Consider the following 17245-nt stretch of genomic DNA (forward strand, 5'->3'; position numbering starts at 1 on the left):
CCAGATGAGTATCGGCCGAAAGGGTGAAACTCCGCCGACGGCGGCCGCAGCCCCGACCGCAGCCGAAGGAGCCGATCCCCACCGGTGGTGGGGCCTGGTCGTCATCGCTCTCGCCCAGCTGATGGTGGTGTTGGACGCGACGATCGTGAACATCGCACTCCCCTCGGCCCAGCACGCCCTGCACATGTCCGACGGCAACCGGCAGTGGGTGATCACCGCCTACACCCTCGCCTTCGGCGGACTGCTCCTGCTGGGCGGCCGGATCGCCGACCTGGCGGGCCGCAAACTCACCTTCGTCATCGGCCTCGTCGGCTTCGCCCTCGCCTCCGCGCTCGGCGGCGCGGCCACCAGCTCCGGGATGCTGTTCGGCGCCCGCGCGCTGCAGGGCGCGTTCGCCGCCGTCCTGGCGCCCTCCGCGCTGAGCCTGCTGACGACGACGTTCACCGACCCCCGGGAGCGCGGCAAGGCCTTCGGCATCTACGGCGCGCTCGCCGGCAGCGGCTCGGCGATCGGGTTCATCGTGGGCGGGCTGCTCACCGAGTACCTGAACTGGCGCTGGTGCCTGTACGTCAACGTGCCCATCGCCGGTCTCGCCGTCCTCGGCGCCTTCACCCTGTTGCACGACCGGCCCGGTCACCGCGAGGCCCGGCTCGACGTGCCCGGTGTGCTGCTGGGCTGCGGCGGGCTGGTGGCCGTGGTCTACGGCTTCAGCGAGGCCGAGCCGCGCGGCTGGACCGACCCGCTGGTGCTGGCCCTGTTCGCGGCCGGGGTGGCCCTGCTGGCCGTGTTCGTGTGGTGGCAGACCCGGGCGCCGAGCCCGCTGCTGCCGCTGCACATCATCCGCGAGCGCAACCGGGCGGGCTGCTTCCTGACGATGATGCTCGCGACCATCGGCATGTTCGGGCTGTTCCTGTTCATGACCTACTACCTGCAGGTCATCCTCGGCTACTCGCCGGTGCGGGCGGGCCTGGCCTTCCTGCCGCTGACCGCCGCGATCATCATCGGTTCGACCCAGATCTCGGCCCGGCTGCTGCAGCATGTCGCCCCGCGCCTGCTCATGGTGCCCGGGATGCTGCTCGCCGCCTCCGGGCTGCTGCTGCTCACCCGGATGACCGTCGGGTCGTCGTACACCACGGAGATTCTGCCCGCCCTGCTTCTGATGGGACTCGGCATGGGTCTGACGTTCATGCCGGTGTTCGCCACCGCCACCGCCGGTGTCGCCCCGCGCGACTCGGGCGTCACCTCGGCGACCGTCAACACCTCCCAGCAGGTGGGCGGTTCGATCGGTACGGCGCTGCTCAACACGATCGCCACCACCAGCAGCACCGCCTACGTCGCCGCCCATCTGCACAGCCCCGCCCAGAAGGCGACGGTCGTCCCGGCGGGCGTGGTGCACGGTTACACCGTGGCCATCTGGTGGGCGGCCGGCGTCATGCTCCTGGCCGGTCTGGTGGCGGGCCTGATGGTGACGGCCCGCGCCCCCGGGCGCGGCGCTCCGGCAGACCTCCCGCAGCCGGAGTCGGTGACCTGACCACGGTCGCCCGCCCGCCGGACCACCTCCTCAGTGCCGTCCGGCCACCCGGTCCGCCATCCGGGCCAGGCGGGACGACCCGGTGCTCGGGTGGAGGCGTTCGCGCTGGTCGGCGGCGCGGTATGTGGCGTACATGCCCTGCACGCCCAGCCAGCGCAGCGGTTCCGGTTCCCACTTGCGGACCTTGTGGTTCACCCAGGGCAGTTCGGTCAGCTCGGTGCGGCCGGACTGGCCGGAGTCCTGCTGGAGGAGGTCGCGCAGGGTGCGGGCGGCCAGGTTGGTGGTGGCGACGCCCGAGCCGACGTAACCGCCCGCCCAGCCGAGGCCGGTGGCGCGGTCGAGGGTGACCGTGGCGCACCAGTCGCGGGGGACGCCGAGGACGCCGGACCAGGCGTGCTCGATCCGCACCCCGGCGAGGGCGGGGAAGAAACGGGTCAGGATCTCCCGCAGGGCCTCGACGGTGGCCGGCTGGGTGCGCCCGTCGTTGTCGGTGCGCGAGCCGAAGCGGTACGGCACCCCGCGGCCGCCGAGCGCGATCCGGCCGTCGGCGGTGCGCTGCGCGTACATGTAGGCGTGCGCCATGTCGCCCAGGGTCTCGCGGCCTGCCCAGCCGATCGCGGCCCACTGCTCCTCGGTGAGCGGCTCGGTGGCGATCATCGAGGAGTTCATCGGCAGCCAGGTCCTCCTGAGCCCCTTCAGGGACGCGGTGAAGCCCTCGGTGCAGCGCAGGACGTAGGGGGCGCGGACGGTGCCGTAGGGGGTGACGGCGTGCTTGGGGCGGATCTGCGTCACCGGCGTCGACTCGTGGATGGTCACGCCGAGTGCCTCGACGGCCGCCGCGAGACCCTTGACCAGCTTCACCGGGTGCAGCCGGGCGCCGTGCGGGGTCCAGGTCGAGCCGACGGCGCCGGCCACCCGGATCCGCTCGGCGGTCTGCCGGGCGCCGTAGAGTTCGCGGTCCTTCTCGCCGTACGACAGCTCGTGCTCGTGGAACGCCTTCAGCCGGGCGAGCTGGGCGGGTGTCGTGGCCACTTCCAGCACCCCGCCCCGGTGCACGTCGGCGTCGATGCCCTCGGCGTCGGCGATGCGGATCACCTCGGCGACGGTGTCGTTCATCGCCTTCTGCAGGCGTACGGCGGCCTCGTGGCCGTGCAGCTTCGCGTACCGGTCGCGGCCCGCGACGCCGTTGTAGAGCCAGCCGCCGTTGCGGCCGGAGGCGCCGTAGCCGCAGAAGTGCTGCTCCAGCACGGTGATGCGCAGGAAGGGGGCGGCCTTCTTCAGGTAGTAGGCGGTCCACAGGCCGGTGTAGCCGCCGCCGACGATGACGACGTCGGCGGTCGCGTCCCCGGGCAGGGGCTCGCGCACCGTGGGGAGGCCGTCGTCCGCGTACCAGAACGAGATGCCGCCGTTGACGACATCCCTTGCCGAGCTGCTCATGCGCGGGACGTTAACCCCTGAGGGCGGCCAGTGTCTCCTTCGGATTCCATGCTTTTCCGCGGCCCCTGACCAGCGGGTAGCAGCCGAGCCCGATCAGGACGGACAGGAAGTGGCCGAAGTCGGTGAAGGTGCGGCTGGTGGCGAGCGGGACCGCGTAGAGCGCGAGCAGGGCCGCCAGGTACGGGTAGCGCCAGGGCGGTGCGATCCGGTAGGTGAGGACGGCCATCACGCCCGCCAGGGCGTAACTGACGCCGATGTCCAGGGTGTTGACCGCCGACTGCGGGGCGTGGCCGTCGTGGATGGCCTTGAGCAGGGCCAGTTCGCTGATGAGGGTGGCGAGGACGTGCGCGGCCGCGCACACCGCGAGCCAGCGCGGGGTGCCGAGCCAGCGTTCGGCCTGGGCGTGGAAGACGCTGTACAGGGCGGCGTACGGCAGCCAGTGGCCGCCGTCGATCCACATCGCGCTGGTGATCAGGACCCGTATGGGGTTGCGCGACAGCTCGTGGATGTTGGTGGAGCGCTGCCGCAGGAAGTCCTCCTCGAAGTCCGGCGACATGTGGTGCAGGGCGACGGTGGTGAAGAACAGGACGGTCAGCCAGGTGTAGGTGCCCGGGGCGCTGCGCACGTAGGCCGCGGCCGCCCGGAGCCCACGCCGAAATCCGCTGACCCGGTTCACACCCGTCAGTATGGTCGGCAAGGTGATCGAGATGCCCGGCGAGCCGGCCGCTTCTCAGGAGAAATTCAACGGGGCCGCGGGGCGGGCGTTCGTCGCCGCTCTGCCCCGGCGGGCCGAGGAGTTCCCGCGGCGCTGGGAGCTGCGGCGCGAGGGGCCTGCGACGTACGGGGTGTGCGCGCTGGTCCTGCCGGCCGGGCGGGCCGACGGCAGCCCTGCACCCTGCTGCTCGAGCGGCTGGACGAGCGCCGTGCGCCGAGCGGGGTGCCGGACACGCGGAAGGCGGTGGGGGTGCTCGGCGCGCTGCCGGCCCGGCTGACGCCCGTGCCGGCCCCGGCGGGGCTGCGCCGCCCGGATGACATCGCGCAGGGGATGCTGGAGCGGGTGCCGTGGGCGCCCCACCGGTGCTGCAGAACGCGCTGGTGGGACATCGCCGAGGGCAGGTCCCCGGAGCCGGTACGGTCGGCGGTCGAGCGGGCACTGTGGGCCTGACCGGCCCCGATCGGGGCTCCGGAGTGTTGACACGCCGCCGGATGGAGCATCCCACCGGGATGGGGATAAGTCGGTCATACGGTACGCGATATGCAGAAAAGTCACCTCGCTTATCTCGCGTGCACCGCCGCCCTCGTCGGCACGGCACTGGGCGCGGTCCCCGCGGCGGCCGGCCCGACGAGCCCCCATCTGCGCACTGTCCACGTGGTCAGCCCGGGGCAGTCGATCCAGAAGGCGGTGGACGCGGCCAAGGCCGGGGACACCGTTGTGGTGCTCGCCGGCACCTACCACGAGAGCGTCAAGATCAGCACCCCCGGACTGACCCTGCGCGGTGTGGGCCCCGAGACGGTGATCAAGCCCGTCGGGAAGCAGACGGCCGCCACGACCGCCGACAAGTCCGCGAACAGCTGCGCCGAGGGCGGCAACGGCATCTGCGTGCTGGGGACGAAGGACCAGAACGTCCAGGGCGTCACCGTCGCCAACCTGACCGTGACCGGCTTCAGCCGGACCGGCGTGTTCGGCATGGCCACCGACACCATGACCGTGCGCGGGGTGTACGCCGTGAAGAACGGGGTGTGGGGCATCGCCCAGGAGCGCTCCGTGCACGGCATCCTGCGGGACAACCAGGCGCGCGACAACGGGGACGCGGGCGTGTTCCTGGCCAACACCATCAAGGAGGAGGCCGGCGCCTACGACGCCGGGCAGACCCTCGTGCAGCACAACCGGCTCGAGGGCAACCGCATCGGTGTCACCGTGCGCCGACTGCGCAACGTCACCGTCTCGAGCAACTACATCTCCGGCAACTGCGCCGGTGTGTTCGTCGTCGGCGACGAGAACCAGCCGAAGGCCGGCTACCTGGCCGTGGCCGCCAACCGCATCATCGGCAACAACAAGTCCTGCGCGGCCACCGACCGGCTGCCCGCCCTGCAGGGCTCCGGCATCGTCCTGACCGGCACCGAGCAGACCCGGGTGACCGGGAACGTGGTCACGGGCCACGCGGGCACCTCCCCGCTGTCCGGCGGGATCGTGCTGTTCAAGAGCTTCGTCGGCGTGACCAGCGACAACAACCGCGTCGACCAGAACATGCTGCGCGACAACACCCCTGCCGACCTGGTGAACACGGACCCGGGCAAGGACAACGCCTTCGAGCGCAACACCTGCCGGGCCTCCAGGCCCGCGGGCCTGTGCTGACCGCCCGGCCACTGCCGCTGCTGGACCGACGCAAGCCGAAGAGAGAGAAAGGGCGGCCCATGACGTCCGCTGAAACAGCCCCACCCCCGCCGATGCGGCTGCGTGAGCTCGTCTTCGGGGCGGCCTGCGCCGCCGCCGTCCGGGCCGCCGCCCGGCTGGGCGTCGCCGACGCCCTCGGGGACTCCCCGCTGCCCGTGGAGGACCTCGCCGCCGCGGTCAAGGCGCAACCGAAGCCGCTGCGCCGGCTGCTGCGGGCCCTGTCCTGCTACGGCGTCTTCGCCGAGCGGCCGGACGGCACCTTCGCACACACCGACATGTCCCGGCTGCTGCGCGAGGACGACCCGAACAGCCTGCGCGCCATCGCGATGTGGTGCACCGAACCGTGGACCTGGGACGCCTGGCCCCGGCTGGACGAGGCCGTGCGCACCGGGAAGAACGTCGTGGAGGACCTCTACGGCAAGGAGTTCTTCACCTACCTCAACGAGGACGCCCCCGACTCCGCGGACGTCTTCAACCGCGCCATGACCCGCTCCAGCGAGCAGTCGGCGCGGGAGGTCGCGGCGCTGCTGGACCTGTCCGGCGCCCGGTCGGTCGCGGACATCGGCGGTGGCCAGGGGCACGTGGTGGCCTGCCTGCTGGACAAGTACCCGCAGATGCACGGCAGTCTGCTCGACCTGCCCCGGGTGGTCGACAACGCCCTGCCCCGGCTGCGCGACGGCGACCTCGCCGACCGCGCCAAGATCGTGCCCGGTGACGTCCGGGAGGCCGTGCCGGTCACGGCCGACGTCTACGTCATCAAGAACATCCTCGAGTGGGACGACGAGTCCACCGCCCGCACCCTGCGCAACGTCGTCGAGGCGGGCGGCCCCGGTACCCGGGTCGTGGTCATCGAGAACCTCGTGGACGACACCCCCTCCATGCGGTTCAGCACCGCCATGGACCTGCTGCTGCTCCTCAACGTCGGCGGGGCCAAGCACACCACCGACTCCATGGTGAGCAGGCTGACCGCGGCGGGCCTGCGGGTGGACGGCATCCAGCCGGTCAACCCGTACCTGCACGCGTTCGACTGCCACGTCCCCGGCTGAGCCGGGCCTCCCCCGAGCACCGGCCGCCGGGCCCGCGACGCTGCGGGCCCGGCGGCCGGTGCTCTGTGCGTGTCCTGCCGTACGGCGCCAGGGCCTGTCCGGCGGATCATGCCGAGGTCGCGGGGTCTGGCACGGACATCTGCGGCGTTGTCGTCGGTTGCCGACGCTCCGCGTTGACGCCCTCCTCCGCCTTGCAGCTGCACGCACCAGACCCCGCTCACCGGCGCCGACATAGAACCGTTGCTCGAAGCCGGCCTGATCCGCCGGACAGGCCCTAGTCGCGCTCCCAGAGGTAGAAGCGGTGCGCCATCGCGTCCTTGGGGGACCGCCAGGTCTCCGGGTCGTACGCGCTGACGTACGCCGTGAGGCGTTCGCTGATGCCCCGGAACTCGGGGTGGTCCGCCACCTTGGCGATGGCCGGTCCCGGTTCCCGCTCGGACTCGATGAGGTGCAGGTACACATCACCGAACTGGAACAGGCTGCGCCGGGTGACACCGACCAGGTGGGGCAGCTCGCCCCGGTCGGACTCCTCGAACACCTTGGCGATGTCCGGGGCGGAGCCCGGGGCCATCCGGGCGACGATCAGGGCCTGGTGCATGAGCTGTGCTCCTCCGTCCGGTTCAGTCGGCCAGGGCCGGGGCGGGCCGCTGTCCGGCGGCCGCCTTCTCGATCTTGTCCCGGATGAGGGCCATCTGGATCTTGGAGTTCTTGTTGATGTTGTCGGTCATCCAGTCGTCGTCGACCGGGGCGTCCGGCTTCATCGCGAAGTCCTGCGTCCAGACCATGCGGGTCCCGGCGGGCACCTCCTCGTACTCCCAGAGGATGTCCATGTGCGCGAACGGCCCGGTCTCCACCCGGCGTGCCTTCACGGTGAGGTTGGCGCGGTCGGGTTCGCGCTCGGAGACCCAGCTCCACACCGTGCCGTTCTCGTCCGGGTGCATGGTCAGCCGGAACGTCGTCTTGCGGCCCTCCCGGGAGAGGATCTCCACGGACGCGTACTCGCTGAACAGCTGTGGCCAGCGCTCCAGGTCGTTGGTCATGTCCCAGACCAGCTCCAGCGGAGCGGCGATGGTGATCTCGTTCTGGGTGTGTCCTGCCATCTCAGGCTCCTGCCATCAGGGTGGTGTTGACGAGGTTGAGGAACTGCTGGGGTGTCTTGCAGCGCTCCGCGTCGACCGGCATCGGGGTGCCGTGGGTGTTCTCCAGCTCGCCGACGATGCCGAGCAGGCCCAGCGAGTCGACGCCGAGGACGTCGAAGCCCGTGTCCGGCTTCTCCTGGAGCTGCTGCGGGCTGACGGTGACGCCGGCAGCCTTCTTCATCAGCGCGGCGAGTTCTTCCACGGTGATCTGCGGCATGTGCTTCCTCCTTTGCTGTGGTCACTGCGCTCTGCTGTGGTCACTGCGGCCTCCGCGGCTCACTGCCGGGCCCCGTGCCGCAGCACGAGCGCCGAGTTCGACCCCATGAGGCCCCGGCTGAGCACCAGCGCCGTACGCAGCTCGGCGACCCGGGCGCGGCCGGTGACGAGGTCGAGGTCGTGGCAGACGTCGACGACGTTCGGGGTGGGCGGGATCAGGCCGTGCTCCATCGCGAGCACCGCCGCGGCCGTGTCCAGCACCGGTGCCGCGCAGTAGCCGCGGCCGATGCCCGTCTTGGGCGCCGTCACCGGGACCCGGGTGCCGTGCGCGCCGAGCGCGTCGGCGATGGCCAGCGCCTCGGCCCGGTCCGCCGCCGGCACCCCGAGGGCGTCGGCGAAGACGACGTCGACCTCCTCGGGGGCGCAGCCGGCCTCCTCCAGCGCCTGCCCGATGGCATGGGCCAGACCGTCCCGGGACCGGTCCCAGTGGGAGGCGCCGGTGAAGGTCGCCGCGTGCCCGGCGACGTACGCCCGGACGTCCGCGCCGCGCTCACGGGCCGCCGACTCCGCCTCCACCACGAGCATCGCGCCGCCCTCGGCCGGTACGAAGCCGCAGGCGGCCTCGGTGAACGGGCGGTACGCGCGGGACGGATCGGCGACCTGGCTCAGCTCCTCGTAACCGAGCTGGCACACCACCGAGTACGGCGCCAGCGGGGCCTCGGTGGACCCGGCCACGATCACGTCGGTGCCGCGCCGCACCGCCCGCGCCGCGTGCGCCAGGGCGTCCAGGCCGCCCGCCTCGTCGGAGGCCACCACCGAGCACGGTCCCTTGAACTTGCGGCGGATGGAGATCTGGCCGGTGCTCGCGGCGTAGAACCAGGCGATGGACTGGTACGGCCCGACGAAGCGGCTGCCCTTGCCCCACAGCTGCTGCAGCTCGCGCTGGCCGAACTCGCCGCCGCCGGAGCCGGCGGCCGTCACCACCCCGATGGAGTACGGGTCCTCCGAGGTGTCGGCCGCCCCGAGCCGGGCGTCCTCCAGCGCGAAGTCCGCCGCGGCCATCGCGAAGTGCGTGAACCGGTCGGTCTGCACGAGGAAGCGCTCCTCGATGGTGGCCGCCGGGTCGAAGGCGCGGATCTCGCCGGCCACCTTCAGCGGCAGGTGCTCACAGCCCTCGCGGGTGACCCGGTCGAGGACGCTGAGGCCTTCCTGGGTGGCCTTCCAGAAGGTCTCGGTGCTGGTTCCGTTGGGCGCGACCACCCCGATGCCGGTGACGGCCGCGCGCCGGTCATGCGGTTCGCTCATCGTGTCCTCTCCCTCGTCCGGGTCAGGACCACGGCGGACTGGAAACCCCCGAACCCGCTGCCCACGGACAGGACGCTGGTCAGCTTCCGTTCGCGGGCGACGCGCGGGACGTAGTCCAGGTCGCACTCGGGGTCGGGGGTCTCGTAGTTCGCGGTCGGCGGGACCACCTGCCGGGCGAGGGCCAGCACGCAGGCGACCACCTCGATCGCCCCGATCGCCCCGAGGGAGTGCCCCACCATCGACTTGATGGAGCTCATCGGGGTGTCGTAGGCATGGGCGCCCAGCGCCCGCTTCACGGCCGCCGTCTCGTGCCGGTCGTTCTGCCGGGTGCCGGAGCCGTGCGCGTTCACGTAGTCGATCGCCGTCGGGTCCAGCCGGGCGTGATCCAGTGCCAGGTCGATCGCCCGGGCCATCTCCAGGCCCTCACTGGTCAGGCCGGTCATGTGGTAGGCGTTGCCGAAGGTGGCGTAACCGCCCAGCTCGCAGTACACGTGGGCGCCGCGGGCCCGCGCGTGTTCCAGCTCCTCCAGGACGAGCACCGCGCCGCCCTCGCCCATGACGAACCCGTCACGGTTGTTGTCGAAGGGTCGGGAGGCGTGTGCGGGGTCGTCGTTGTTGGGGGAGGTGGCCTTGATCGCGTCGAAGCACGCCATGGTGATCGGGGAGATCGGCGAGTCCGACGCCCCGGCTATGCAGATGTCGGCCCGGCCCTCCTGGACCGTGTGGAAGGCGTACCCGACGGCGTCCAGGCCCGAGGTGCAGCCCGTGGAGACGGTCTGCACCGGACCCTGGGCGCCGAATCGTTCCGCCACCGCGGAGGCCACCGTGCTCGGCGAGAACGCCCGGTGCAGCTGCGGCTCCGCCTCCCGGTGATCCACGTCCCAGCGCTCACCGCGGTGGCTGACGAGCACGTAGTCGTGCTCCAGGCGCGTGGTCCCGCCCACCGCGGTACCCACCGACACCCCTATCCGCCAGGGGTCCTCCCGGGCCAGCTCCAGACCGGAGTCCCGCACCGCCTCCTCCCCCGCCACCAGCGCGAACTGGATGTACCGGTCCGCCCGCTCGACCTGCTCCGCGTCCAGGCCGTGCGCCGCCGGGTCGAAATCGCACTCGGCGGCAATCCGCGAGCGCAGTCCGGACGGGTCGAAGAAGGTGATGCCCCGCGTCGCGGTCCGGCCGTTGGCCAGCAGATCCCAGAAAGCCGGAACGCCGATGCCGCCCGGAGCAACGATGCCTATGCCTGTGACCGCCACGCGCCGGGTCACGACAGAACCTGACCCCGGTCGTGCGCGGCACCCGACGGCGCCGGCTCCGTGGCCACCGCGGCGGCCCCGATGACCTCCGTCTCCTCTGTGTCCACATGCCCGAGCTGCGGCCGCGGAGCCAGCGGCCCCAGATGGAACACGATCCGCGCCTCCACCTTCCCGACATTGCGGAACCGGTGCTTCATGTAGGCCGGGATCATCAGGCCCTGCTCGGGGCGCAGCGCGTGCGGCTCACCGTCCAGGTCCACCTCGAGCTGACCGCAGACGACGTACACGAACTCCTCGGAGTACGGGTGGTAGTGCTCACCGATCCGGTCACCCGGCTGCACGATCGCCACACCCATGAAACCGCTGGTGGATCCGACTGTGGCAGGGGTCAGCATGGCGCGCAGGTCGCCACCTCGCCGGACGTTGGGCTCGACCTCGCTGAGGTCCACGATTTTCGGACGGGGTTTGATGGACAACGTTTTCCTCCGATGTGATTGCCGCCGTCGGCGACGAACGGTGGGGACTGGCCGGCCGTCCGGCCTCGGGTCAGGCTTCCGGCGACCGGCGGTCGGTGATCAGATCCATACGGGCGGCCTCACCGTCGAGCAGCTTGCGCATCTCGCCGGACAGCTCCGGAGCAGCAGCGCGCTCGTCACGCACATCCACCAGCCGCACCACCACGTCGTCCCGCTGGAACACCGTGCTGCGCAGCACCGGGCTGCCCGGGTCGTCCGCCGCCGCCGAGTCCGCCTTCGCCAGCAACTCCGCAAGACGCATCCCGCGGCCCGGCCGGGCCGCGTAGTACAGCGCCAGCCGCTTGCCCTCCGGTGCGCCCTCCGCACTCACGTGGTGCACCGCCGGCAGCGCCGCCCGGGTGAAGAACATCCGGGCCGACTCCTGGTCGTCCAGATCCCGGTCCTGCTCCAGATACGGGTTGATCGCCTCCTCCACCGCGCGCACCTCCGGCTGCCGGGCCACATGGCGCAGCGCGGCGAGCAGGTCCCCGCGCACCTCGATCGCCCGCACCACCCGGTTGCCGTGCATGAACAGCGACGTCCGGCACAGCCGCGTCGTGTCGTCCACCTGCGCCTGCGGGGAGGCGTAGTCCGACAGGATCTTCGCGACCTTCTCCTCGGTGCCCGGCCGCACCGTGAACGTCAGCGCGTGCCGGATCACCCCGTCACCGATGCGCGGATGAGCCTGCAGACGGCGCTGCCCCGGCTCCTCGTGAGCGGCCGCGCCGCCCGTCTCCCGGACGATGTGGAACCGCAGCGACCGGGTGTCCCGGACGCAGGAGTGCAGCGGCTCCACCATCCGCACGTGCTCCTCGCTGTTCACCCAGGTGAGGAACGGCGGAGCACTCTCCCACTCGCTCGTGATGAGCCACTGGGACGGATTCTCGATCGACTGGCACAGTTGGTCGCTCACATGACCCGGCACCGACGCGACCTGGTTGCACAGCTGCTCGTACGCCTCCAGGAACTGCTGCTGCGCGCCGTCATGCACGTCGACCAGCAGGACGACCCGGAGCCGGGAACCGTCGAACACGGACTGGGACACGCGCTTGGACACCTGGGCCAGCGCTTCTGAGGGACGATCAGACGTCGTGGTCACCTGCACACATCTCCTTCGCGAGGGCAGAGGCCGAGCCGGCCGCGACTGACGCGACGGCAGCGTTCCTTGATCCTGTGCCGGTCCCCCCACGCCCGCGACTCGTATGAACCACGCGGGTGATTGGCCACGCGGAGCCACCCTCACCGGGCAGAGAACTCACAGGCGCCCCACACGCGACACCCCTGCCTCTGGAGGCTTCGATGCATCAAAAAGCCGACCACCGGGTCCCCGTCCTCATCGTGGGCGGCTCCCTGGTGGGCCTGTCCATGTCCGTGTTCCTGGGCCGCCTCGGTGTCCGGCACATGCTCGTCGAGCGCCACTCGGGAACCTCCATCCACCCCCGCGGACGCGGCAACAACGTGCGCACGATGGAGCTCTTCCGGGTGGCCGGCATCGAGCCGGACATCAAGGCGGCGGCCTCACTCCTCGCCGACAACCACGGCATCCTGCAGACCCCGACCCTGGTCGGCGACGCCGGCGAATGGCTGTTCAAACACATCGACCCCGGCGGCGGACTCGCCCGCTTCAGCCCCACCGGCTGGTGCCTGTGCAGCCAGAACGACCTGGAGCCCGTCCTCCTCGACCACGCCCGCGAACTCGGCGGCGACCTGCGCTACTTCCACCAGATGGAGTCCTTCGAACAGGACGCCGACGGAGTGACCGCCGTCGTCCTCGACCGCGACACCGACCAGCGTTACCTCGTCCGGGCGGACTACCTCGTCGCCGCCGACGGCCCCCGCAGCCCCGTCCGCGGCGCCCTCGGCATCGGCCAGACCGGCCCCGGCGACCTCTTCGCCAACGTCAGCGTCACCTTCCGCTCCACCGCCCTCGCCGACGTCGTCGGCGACCGCCGCTTCATCTGCTGCTACCTCACCCACCCCGACGCCGACGGCGCCCTCCTGCCCGTCGACAACAAGGAGCACTGGGTCTTCCACGCCCCCTGGCACCCCGAGCGCGGCGAAACCCTCGACTCCTTCACCGAGGAGCGCCTCGGCCGCCACATCCGCCAGGCCGTCGGCGTCCCCGACCTCGACGTCGAGATCACCGGAAAGGCGTCCTGGCGCGCCGCCGAACGGGTCGCCGACCGCTACTCCCGCGGCCGCGTCTTCCTCGCCGGCGACTCCGCCCACGAGATGTCCCCCACCGGCGCCTTCGGCTCCAACACCGGCATCCAGGACGCCCACAACCTCGCCTGGAAACTCGCCGCCGTCCTCGCCGGCTGGGCCGGCCCCGCCCTCCTCGGCAGCTACGACACCGAACGCCGCCCGGTCGCCCTCGCCACCAGCGCCCGCGCCTCCGCCCGCTCCGTCGAGCACAGCCACCCCGGCTTCGCCCCCGCCCCCGGCGTCGGCGGCGGCAAACGCGGCGGCATCCTCAACGTCGTCCTCGGCTACCACTACCCCCACGGCGCCGTCCTCGGCACCGACCCCGACCAGCCCGTCGTCCCCGACGCCCTGGCCCTCTCCGGCCGGCCCGGCACCCGGGCGCCCCACCTGTGGCTGCGCCGCGCGGGCCGGCGCCTGTCCACACTCGACCTCTACGAACGCTCCCTCGTCCTCCTCACCGACGCCCCCGACGACGCCGGCTGGCACACCGCCGCCCGCCGCCTCGCCGACACCGACGGCATCCCCCTCACCGCCTACCGCATCGGCCCCGGCGCCGACGCCGACCTCACCTACGACGACGACACCACCGACTGGGCCCGGGCCCACGGCGTCACCGCCGACGGCACGGTGCTGATCCGCCCCGACGGCTTCATCGCCTGGCGGGCCACCGGAGCCGTACCCGACCCCGAGGGAGTCCTGCGGGACGTGCTGCGCACCCTGCTCCAACCGTCCTGACCGCCACGAACGACAAGGGCCACCCACGCCTCACGCCCGGGTGGCCCGCACTCCCCGTGGTCCGCACCGTCTTCGGGTGGGCGAACGTGCGCCACGGGACCTGCGAGCGGGGATGTACCTCGCTGAGGTACCGCGGAAGGGCGTGAGATACAACTGCGCCATGACGACTCGACCGACGCAGGCAATGTGGTGGACCGAAATGGCGATCTTCCTTGCCGTGGCCGCCGTGACCCTTGCCGGGAGCGGCGCACTTCTGGCGGCTTGGGCGCCCCGGGGTCACCACGTCACCGTGGACGGCGGGGCCTCCGTCGTGCTGATCGCACTGTCCGCCGGCGTCGGCATCTTCGTGAGTGGCCGGTTCAGGGCATGGGGGCTGCGTCGGCGAGTGTCCTGCACACGGTCCTGAGGACCGTCGTGGCAGCGATGCCACCTGGATGTCGAACGCCCCGGACCGTTCATCGGCCGGGGCGTTCGTGCTGTTCAGGAGGAGAGCCCCCTGTCGGATTCGAACCGACGACCTTCGCTTTACAAGAGCGGCGCTCTGACCAGCTGAGCTAAGGAGGCATGTACGCGGGCATCGCCTGCGTGCCTGTGCAGTGTACCCACGTCATGGCGCGGGCCCGTCGAAAATTTCCGCGAAGTTCACAGGGGTCGGGTACTGACAGATCACGTGAACGCCAGGTAGCGTCCTGAGCCAGTTCACCCTCGTGGACTACACCAACCACCTTCCTACAACGGATCGTCCGGCACGTTCCTGCCGGTAGAAGGGGGCCCCTCACCATGGCCACTGTCACGTTCGACAAGGCGACCCGGATCTACCCGGGTGCCACCAAGCCCGCCGTCGACGGTCTCGACATCGCGATCGAGGACGGCGAGTTCCTCGTCCTGGTCGGCCCGTCGGGCTGCGGCAAGTCCACCTCGCTCCGGATGCTCGCGGGGCTCGAGGACGTCAACGGCGGAGCCATCCGCATCGGTGACCGCGACGTCACCCACCTGCCGCCCAAGGACCGGGACATCGCCATGGTGTTCCAGAACTACGCGCTCTACCCGCACATGACCGTCGCCGACAACATGGGCTTCGCGCTCAAGATCGCCGGCGTCAACAAGGCGGAGATCCGGCAGAAGGTCGAGGAGGCCGCGAAGATCCTCGACCTCACGGAGTACCTGGACCGCAAGCCGAAGGCCCTCTCCGGTGGTCAGCGCCAGCGTGTCGCGATGGGCCGCGCGATCGTCCGTGAGCCGCAGGTGTTCCTCATGGACGAGCCGCTGTCCAACCTGGACGCCAAGCTCCGTGTGTCCACCCGTACGCAGATCGCCTCGCTGCAGCGCCGCCTCGGCATCACCACCGTCTACGTCACCCACGACCAGGTCGAGGCCATGACGATGGGCGACCGGGTGGCCGTGCTCAAGGACGGTCTGCTCCAGCAGGTCGACTCGCCGCGCAACATGTACGACAAGCCCGCGAACCTCTTCGTGGCCGGCTTCATCGGCTCCCCGGCGATGAACCTGGTCGAGGTGCCGATCACCGACGGCGGTGTGAAGTTCGGCAACAGCGTGGTGCCGGTCAACCGCGACGCGCTCAAGGCCGCCGCCGACCGGGGTGACCGCACCGTCACCGTCGGTGTCCGCCCCGAGCACTTCGACGTGGTGGAGCACAACGGCAGCGTCGCCGCCTCGCTGTCCAAGGACAGCGCGGACGCCCCGGCCGGTCTCGCCGTCTCCGTGAACGTCGTCGAGGAGCTGGGCGCCGACGGCTACGTCTACGGCACCGCCGAGGTCGGCGGCGAGGTCAAGGACCTGGTCGTCCGTGTGAACGGCCGCCAGGTGCCGGAGAAGGGCGCCACGCTGCACGTCGTGCCGCGGCCGGGCGAGACCCACGTGTTCTCGACCTCCACGGGCGAGCGTCTCTCCGACTGAACCGGCTGACCTGCCCGGTCACATCAGGTTGACGAAAAGGGGCTCCGCGGACCGCCGCGGGGCCCCTTTCGCCGTCCCTGAAGGCCTGGAGATACCCCGGCACAGCCATCAATTCGGGCACCGGCCGTCAACCCCTTACCCAGAAACCAGCCCCTTCTCATCCCCCATAAGAGTGACCGAATGTCGCCAAATCATTACCGGGCGCTACCCTCACACGCGTGAAGCACTCCACCACCCCTCAGACGCGACGCGGCCACCGGGGCGGCCCTGCCCGCCGGATCGGCCGCACTCTCGCCCTCGTCCTGCCCGTCGTCCTGGTGCTCTCCGGAACCCTCGCGGTCACCCGGGTCAACTGGACGGGGAGCCCCTCCAGCTCGGTGCTCACGGCCTCGGACGTCTCCTCGGCGTCCGTGGCCCCCAGGGCAGTCTCCCGCGCCCCGCAGGACGTGCTGCGGGACCAGCTGCTGACCGAGCTGCAGGACAAGAACCCGGGGGTGGTCCTGACCCACCTCCAGCAGGCCGTGAACGGGCACCCCTCGCTCGCCCGGCACTGCGGCTCCATCGCCCGCGCCCTGGGCCGCGCCGCGGTGCGGATCTACGGCGCCTCGCGCGCACAGTCGTACGCCCGCCCGGTCTGCGACACCGCCTTCGCCTCCGGCGTCCTGGCCGCGCACAGCTAGGACCGGTTGGGAAGTGGGTAACGGCTCCTTAAGGAGCCGGTTGCGGTCGGAATTCCGGCCGGGGCGCCACGTACAGTTCGGGACATGACCCATCCGAACGCCGCGTCGCGCCCCACTCAAGCCGTCGTCCTGGCCGGTGGCCAGGGCTCACGGCTGCGTCCCTACACCGACGACCGGCCCAAGCCGATGGTCGAGATCCCCGGCACGGGCACTCCGATCATCGGCCATCAACTGGCCTGGCTCGCCGAGGAGGGCGTGACGGACGTGGTGGTCTCCTGTGGCCACCTCGCCGAGGTCCTGCAGAAGTGGCTGGACTCGGCCGACCTGCCCGTGTCCGTCCGCACCGTCGTCGAGACGGAGCCCCTCGGCCGCGGTGGTGGCCTGAAGTACGCCGCCGCGCATCTGCCCCACCCCGACCGGCCCTGGTACGCCACGAACGGCGACATCTGGACCCGCTTCTCCCTGCGGGACATGGCCGACTTCCACACCGAGCGGGACGCCGTCGCCACGCTGGCGCTGGCCCGGCCCCGGATTCCCTGGGGCGCGGTGAAGACCGACGGGTTCGGGCACATCACCGACTTCATCGAGGCTCCGCCGTCGACGTTCGAGATCAACGCCGGTGTGTACGTCTTCTCCCCCGAGTTCGCCTCGATGCTGCCCGAGCGCGGTGACCACGAGCGGACCACCTTCCCCCGGCTCGCCCGGGAGCGGAAGCTGGCGGGGTTCCCCCTCCCCCAGGGGGCGTACTGGCGGGCCATCGACACCGCGAAGGATCTGACCGAGGCGGCCAAGGAACTGGCCGCGCTCGGGCGGTAGCCGTCCGGGCGTCCGCGGGCAGCAAGGGGCCCCGTACCGTTCCTGGTACGGGGCC

Annotated in this window: 17 protein-coding genes and 1 tRNA gene; 8 read left to right on the forward strand and 10 right to left on the reverse strand. The window is 71.3% G+C overall.

Annotation, left to right across the window (positions count from 1 at the left end; translation table 11 throughout):
- Positions 1-4 precede the first annotated feature (4 nt).
- The gene (locus ACZ404_RS25235; protein ID WP_468443541.1) at positions 5-1531 is read left to right on the forward strand and encodes an MFS transporter; all 1527 of its coding nucleotides are present in this window, start codon (positions 5-7) and stop codon (positions 1529-1531) included.
- Between the two features lie 30 nt (positions 1532-1561).
- Here the strand turns inward: ACZ404_RS25235 and ACZ404_RS25240 are convergent, their stop codons facing one another.
- Together ACZ404_RS25240 and ACZ404_RS25245 are read right to left on the reverse strand one after the other, a co-directional pair.
- Complete coding sequence (locus tag ACZ404_RS25240; protein ID WP_468443543.1) at positions 1562-2968, reverse strand: NAD(P)/FAD-dependent oxidoreductase; 1407 nt, start codon at positions 2966-2968, stop codon at positions 1562-1564.
- A gap of 10 nt (positions 2969-2978) precedes the next feature.
- The gene (locus ACZ404_RS25245) at positions 2979-3644 is read right to left on the reverse strand and encodes a rhomboid-like protein (protein WP_468443545.1); all 666 of its coding nucleotides are present in this window, start codon (positions 3642-3644) and stop codon (positions 2979-2981) included.
- 171 nt (positions 3645-3815) lie between these two features.
- Here ACZ404_RS25245 and ACZ404_RS25250 point away from each other — a divergent pair, with 171 nt between their 5' ends.
- The 3 genes from ACZ404_RS25250 (at position 3816) to ACZ404_RS25260 (ending at position 6409) form a co-directional block, all read left to right on the forward strand.
- Positions 3816-4133: a hypothetical protein gene (locus ACZ404_RS25250; RefSeq protein WP_468443547.1), complete on the forward strand. Its 318-nt coding sequence runs from the start codon at positions 3816-3818 to the stop codon at positions 4131-4133.
- A 90-nt stretch (positions 4134-4223) separates the two neighbouring features.
- Entirely contained in the window at positions 4224-5324 is a 1101-nt protein-coding gene (locus ACZ404_RS25255; protein WP_468443549.1) for a right-handed parallel beta-helix repeat-containing protein, read from the forward strand.
- Positions 5325-5383: 59 nt separating this feature from the next.
- Positions 5384-6409 carry a methyltransferase gene (locus ACZ404_RS25260; RefSeq protein WP_468443551.1) on the forward strand — a complete coding sequence of 342 codons (1026 nt, stop codon included), beginning with the start codon at positions 5384-5386 and terminating at the stop codon, positions 6407-6409.
- A gap of 274 nt (positions 6410-6683) precedes the next feature.
- Here the strand turns inward: ACZ404_RS25260 and ACZ404_RS25265 are convergent, their stop codons facing one another.
- The 7 genes from ACZ404_RS25265 to ACZ404_RS25295 all read right to left on the reverse strand — a co-directional run bounded on the left by ACZ404_RS25265 (position 6684) and on the right by ACZ404_RS25295 (position 11936).
- On the reverse strand, positions 6684-7007 hold the full coding sequence (locus ACZ404_RS25265) for a TcmI family type II polyketide cyclase (RefSeq protein WP_468443553.1): 324 nt from the start codon (positions 7005-7007) through the stop codon (positions 6684-6686).
- Between the two features lie 22 nt (positions 7008-7029).
- Positions 7030-7509 (reverse strand): SRPBCC family protein, encoded by a 480-nt coding sequence (locus ACZ404_RS25270; RefSeq protein WP_468443555.1) that lies wholly within the window; start codon positions 7507-7509, stop codon positions 7030-7032.
- A 1-nt stretch (position 7510) separates the two neighbouring features.
- Positions 7511-7765, reverse strand: coding sequence for an acyl carrier protein (locus tag ACZ404_RS25275; RefSeq protein WP_365251204.1), 255 nt, complete (start codon positions 7763-7765; stop codon positions 7511-7513).
- Between the two features lie 59 nt (positions 7766-7824).
- The gene (locus tag ACZ404_RS25280) at positions 7825-9069 is read right to left on the reverse strand and encodes a ketosynthase chain-length factor (RefSeq protein WP_468443557.1); all 1245 of its coding nucleotides are present in this window, start codon (positions 9067-9069) and stop codon (positions 7825-7827) included.
- Complete coding sequence (locus ACZ404_RS25285; RefSeq protein WP_468443559.1) at positions 9066-10334, reverse strand: beta-ketoacyl-[acyl-carrier-protein] synthase family protein; 1269 nt, start codon at positions 10332-10334, stop codon at positions 9066-9068. Before ACZ404_RS25285 ends, ACZ404_RS25280 begins: the two co-directional genes overlap by 4 nt.
- Positions 10331-10771 (reverse strand): cupin domain-containing protein, encoded by a 441-nt coding sequence (locus tag ACZ404_RS25290; protein WP_468443778.1) that lies wholly within the window; start codon positions 10769-10771, stop codon positions 10331-10333. The genes ACZ404_RS25285 and ACZ404_RS25290 overlap by 4 nt, the downstream gene beginning before the upstream one ends.
- A gap of 97 nt (positions 10772-10868) precedes the next feature.
- Positions 10869-11936 (reverse strand): SchA/CurD-like domain-containing protein, encoded by a 1068-nt coding sequence (locus tag ACZ404_RS25295; protein ID WP_468443561.1) that lies wholly within the window; start codon positions 11934-11936, stop codon positions 10869-10871.
- 200 nt (positions 11937-12136) lie between these two features.
- On the opposite strand from ACZ404_RS25295, the gene ACZ404_RS25300 reads away from it, so the two are divergent.
- Entirely contained in the window at positions 12137-13777 is a 1641-nt protein-coding gene (locus ACZ404_RS25300; RefSeq protein WP_468443563.1) for an FAD-dependent oxidoreductase, read from the forward strand.
- A 490-nt stretch (positions 13778-14267) separates the two neighbouring features.
- Here the strand turns inward: ACZ404_RS25300 and ACZ404_RS25305 are convergent.
- Positions 14268-14341 (reverse strand) — tRNA-Thr (locus tag ACZ404_RS25305).
- A 216-nt stretch (positions 14342-14557) separates the two neighbouring features.
- Here ACZ404_RS25305 and ACZ404_RS25310 point away from each other — a divergent pair.
- The 3 genes from ACZ404_RS25310 to ACZ404_RS25320 all read left to right on the forward strand — a co-directional run bounded on the left by ACZ404_RS25310 (position 14558) and on the right by ACZ404_RS25320 (position 17190).
- Positions 14558-15694: an ABC transporter ATP-binding protein gene (locus ACZ404_RS25310; RefSeq protein ID WP_468443565.1), complete on the forward strand. Its 1137-nt coding sequence runs from the start codon at positions 14558-14560 to the stop codon at positions 15692-15694.
- A 218-nt stretch (positions 15695-15912) separates the two neighbouring features.
- A complete protein-coding gene (locus ACZ404_RS25315) occupies positions 15913-16374 on the forward strand; it encodes a hypothetical protein (protein WP_468443567.1) in 462 nt (153 codons plus the stop codon).
- Positions 16375-16458: 84 nt separating this feature from the next.
- Positions 16459-17190: a nucleotidyltransferase family protein gene (locus tag ACZ404_RS25320; protein ID WP_468443569.1), complete on the forward strand. Its 732-nt coding sequence runs from the start codon at positions 16459-16461 to the stop codon at positions 17188-17190.
- Positions 17191-17245: the final 55 nt, after the last annotated feature.

Source organism: Streptomyces sp. NPDC030798 (genome assembly GCF_055572275.1).

Coding starts and splice junctions, on each gene's coding strand:
- ACZ404_RS25235 (WP_468443541.1), top strand. CDS start 5: ATGAGTATCGGCCGAAAGGGTGAAACTCCGCCGACGGCGGCCGCAGCC.
- ACZ404_RS25240 (WP_468443543.1), bottom strand. CDS start 2,968: ATGAGCAGCTCGGCAAGGGATGTCGTCAACGGCGGCATCTCGTTCTGG.
- ACZ404_RS25255 (WP_468443549.1), top strand. CDS start 4,224: ATGCAGAAAAGTCACCTCGCTTATCTCGCGTGCACCGCCGCCCTCGTC.
- ACZ404_RS25260 (WP_468443551.1), top strand. CDS start 5,384: ATGACGTCCGCTGAAACAGCCCCACCCCCGCCGATGCGGCTGCGTGAG.
- ACZ404_RS25265 (WP_468443553.1), bottom strand. CDS start 7,007: ATGCACCAGGCCCTGATCGTCGCCCGGATGGCCCCGGGCTCCGCCCCG.
- ACZ404_RS25270 (WP_468443555.1), bottom strand. CDS start 7,509: ATGGCAGGACACACCCAGAACGAGATCACCATCGCCGCTCCGCTGGAG.
- ACZ404_RS25275 (WP_365251204.1), bottom strand. CDS start 7,765: ATGCCGCAGATCACCGTGGAAGAACTCGCCGCGCTGATGAAGAAGGCT.
- ACZ404_RS25280 (WP_468443557.1), bottom strand. CDS start 9,069: ATGAGCGAACCGCATGACCGGCGCGCGGCCGTCACCGGCATCGGGGTG.
- ACZ404_RS25300 (WP_468443563.1), top strand. CDS start 12,137: ATGCATCAAAAAGCCGACCACCGGGTCCCCGTCCTCATCGTGGGCGGC.
- ACZ404_RS25310 (WP_468443565.1), top strand. CDS start 14,558: ATGGCCACTGTCACGTTCGACAAGGCGACCCGGATCTACCCGGGTGCC.
- ACZ404_RS25320 (WP_468443569.1), top strand. CDS start 16,459: ATGACCCATCCGAACGCCGCGTCGCGCCCCACTCAAGCCGTCGTCCTG.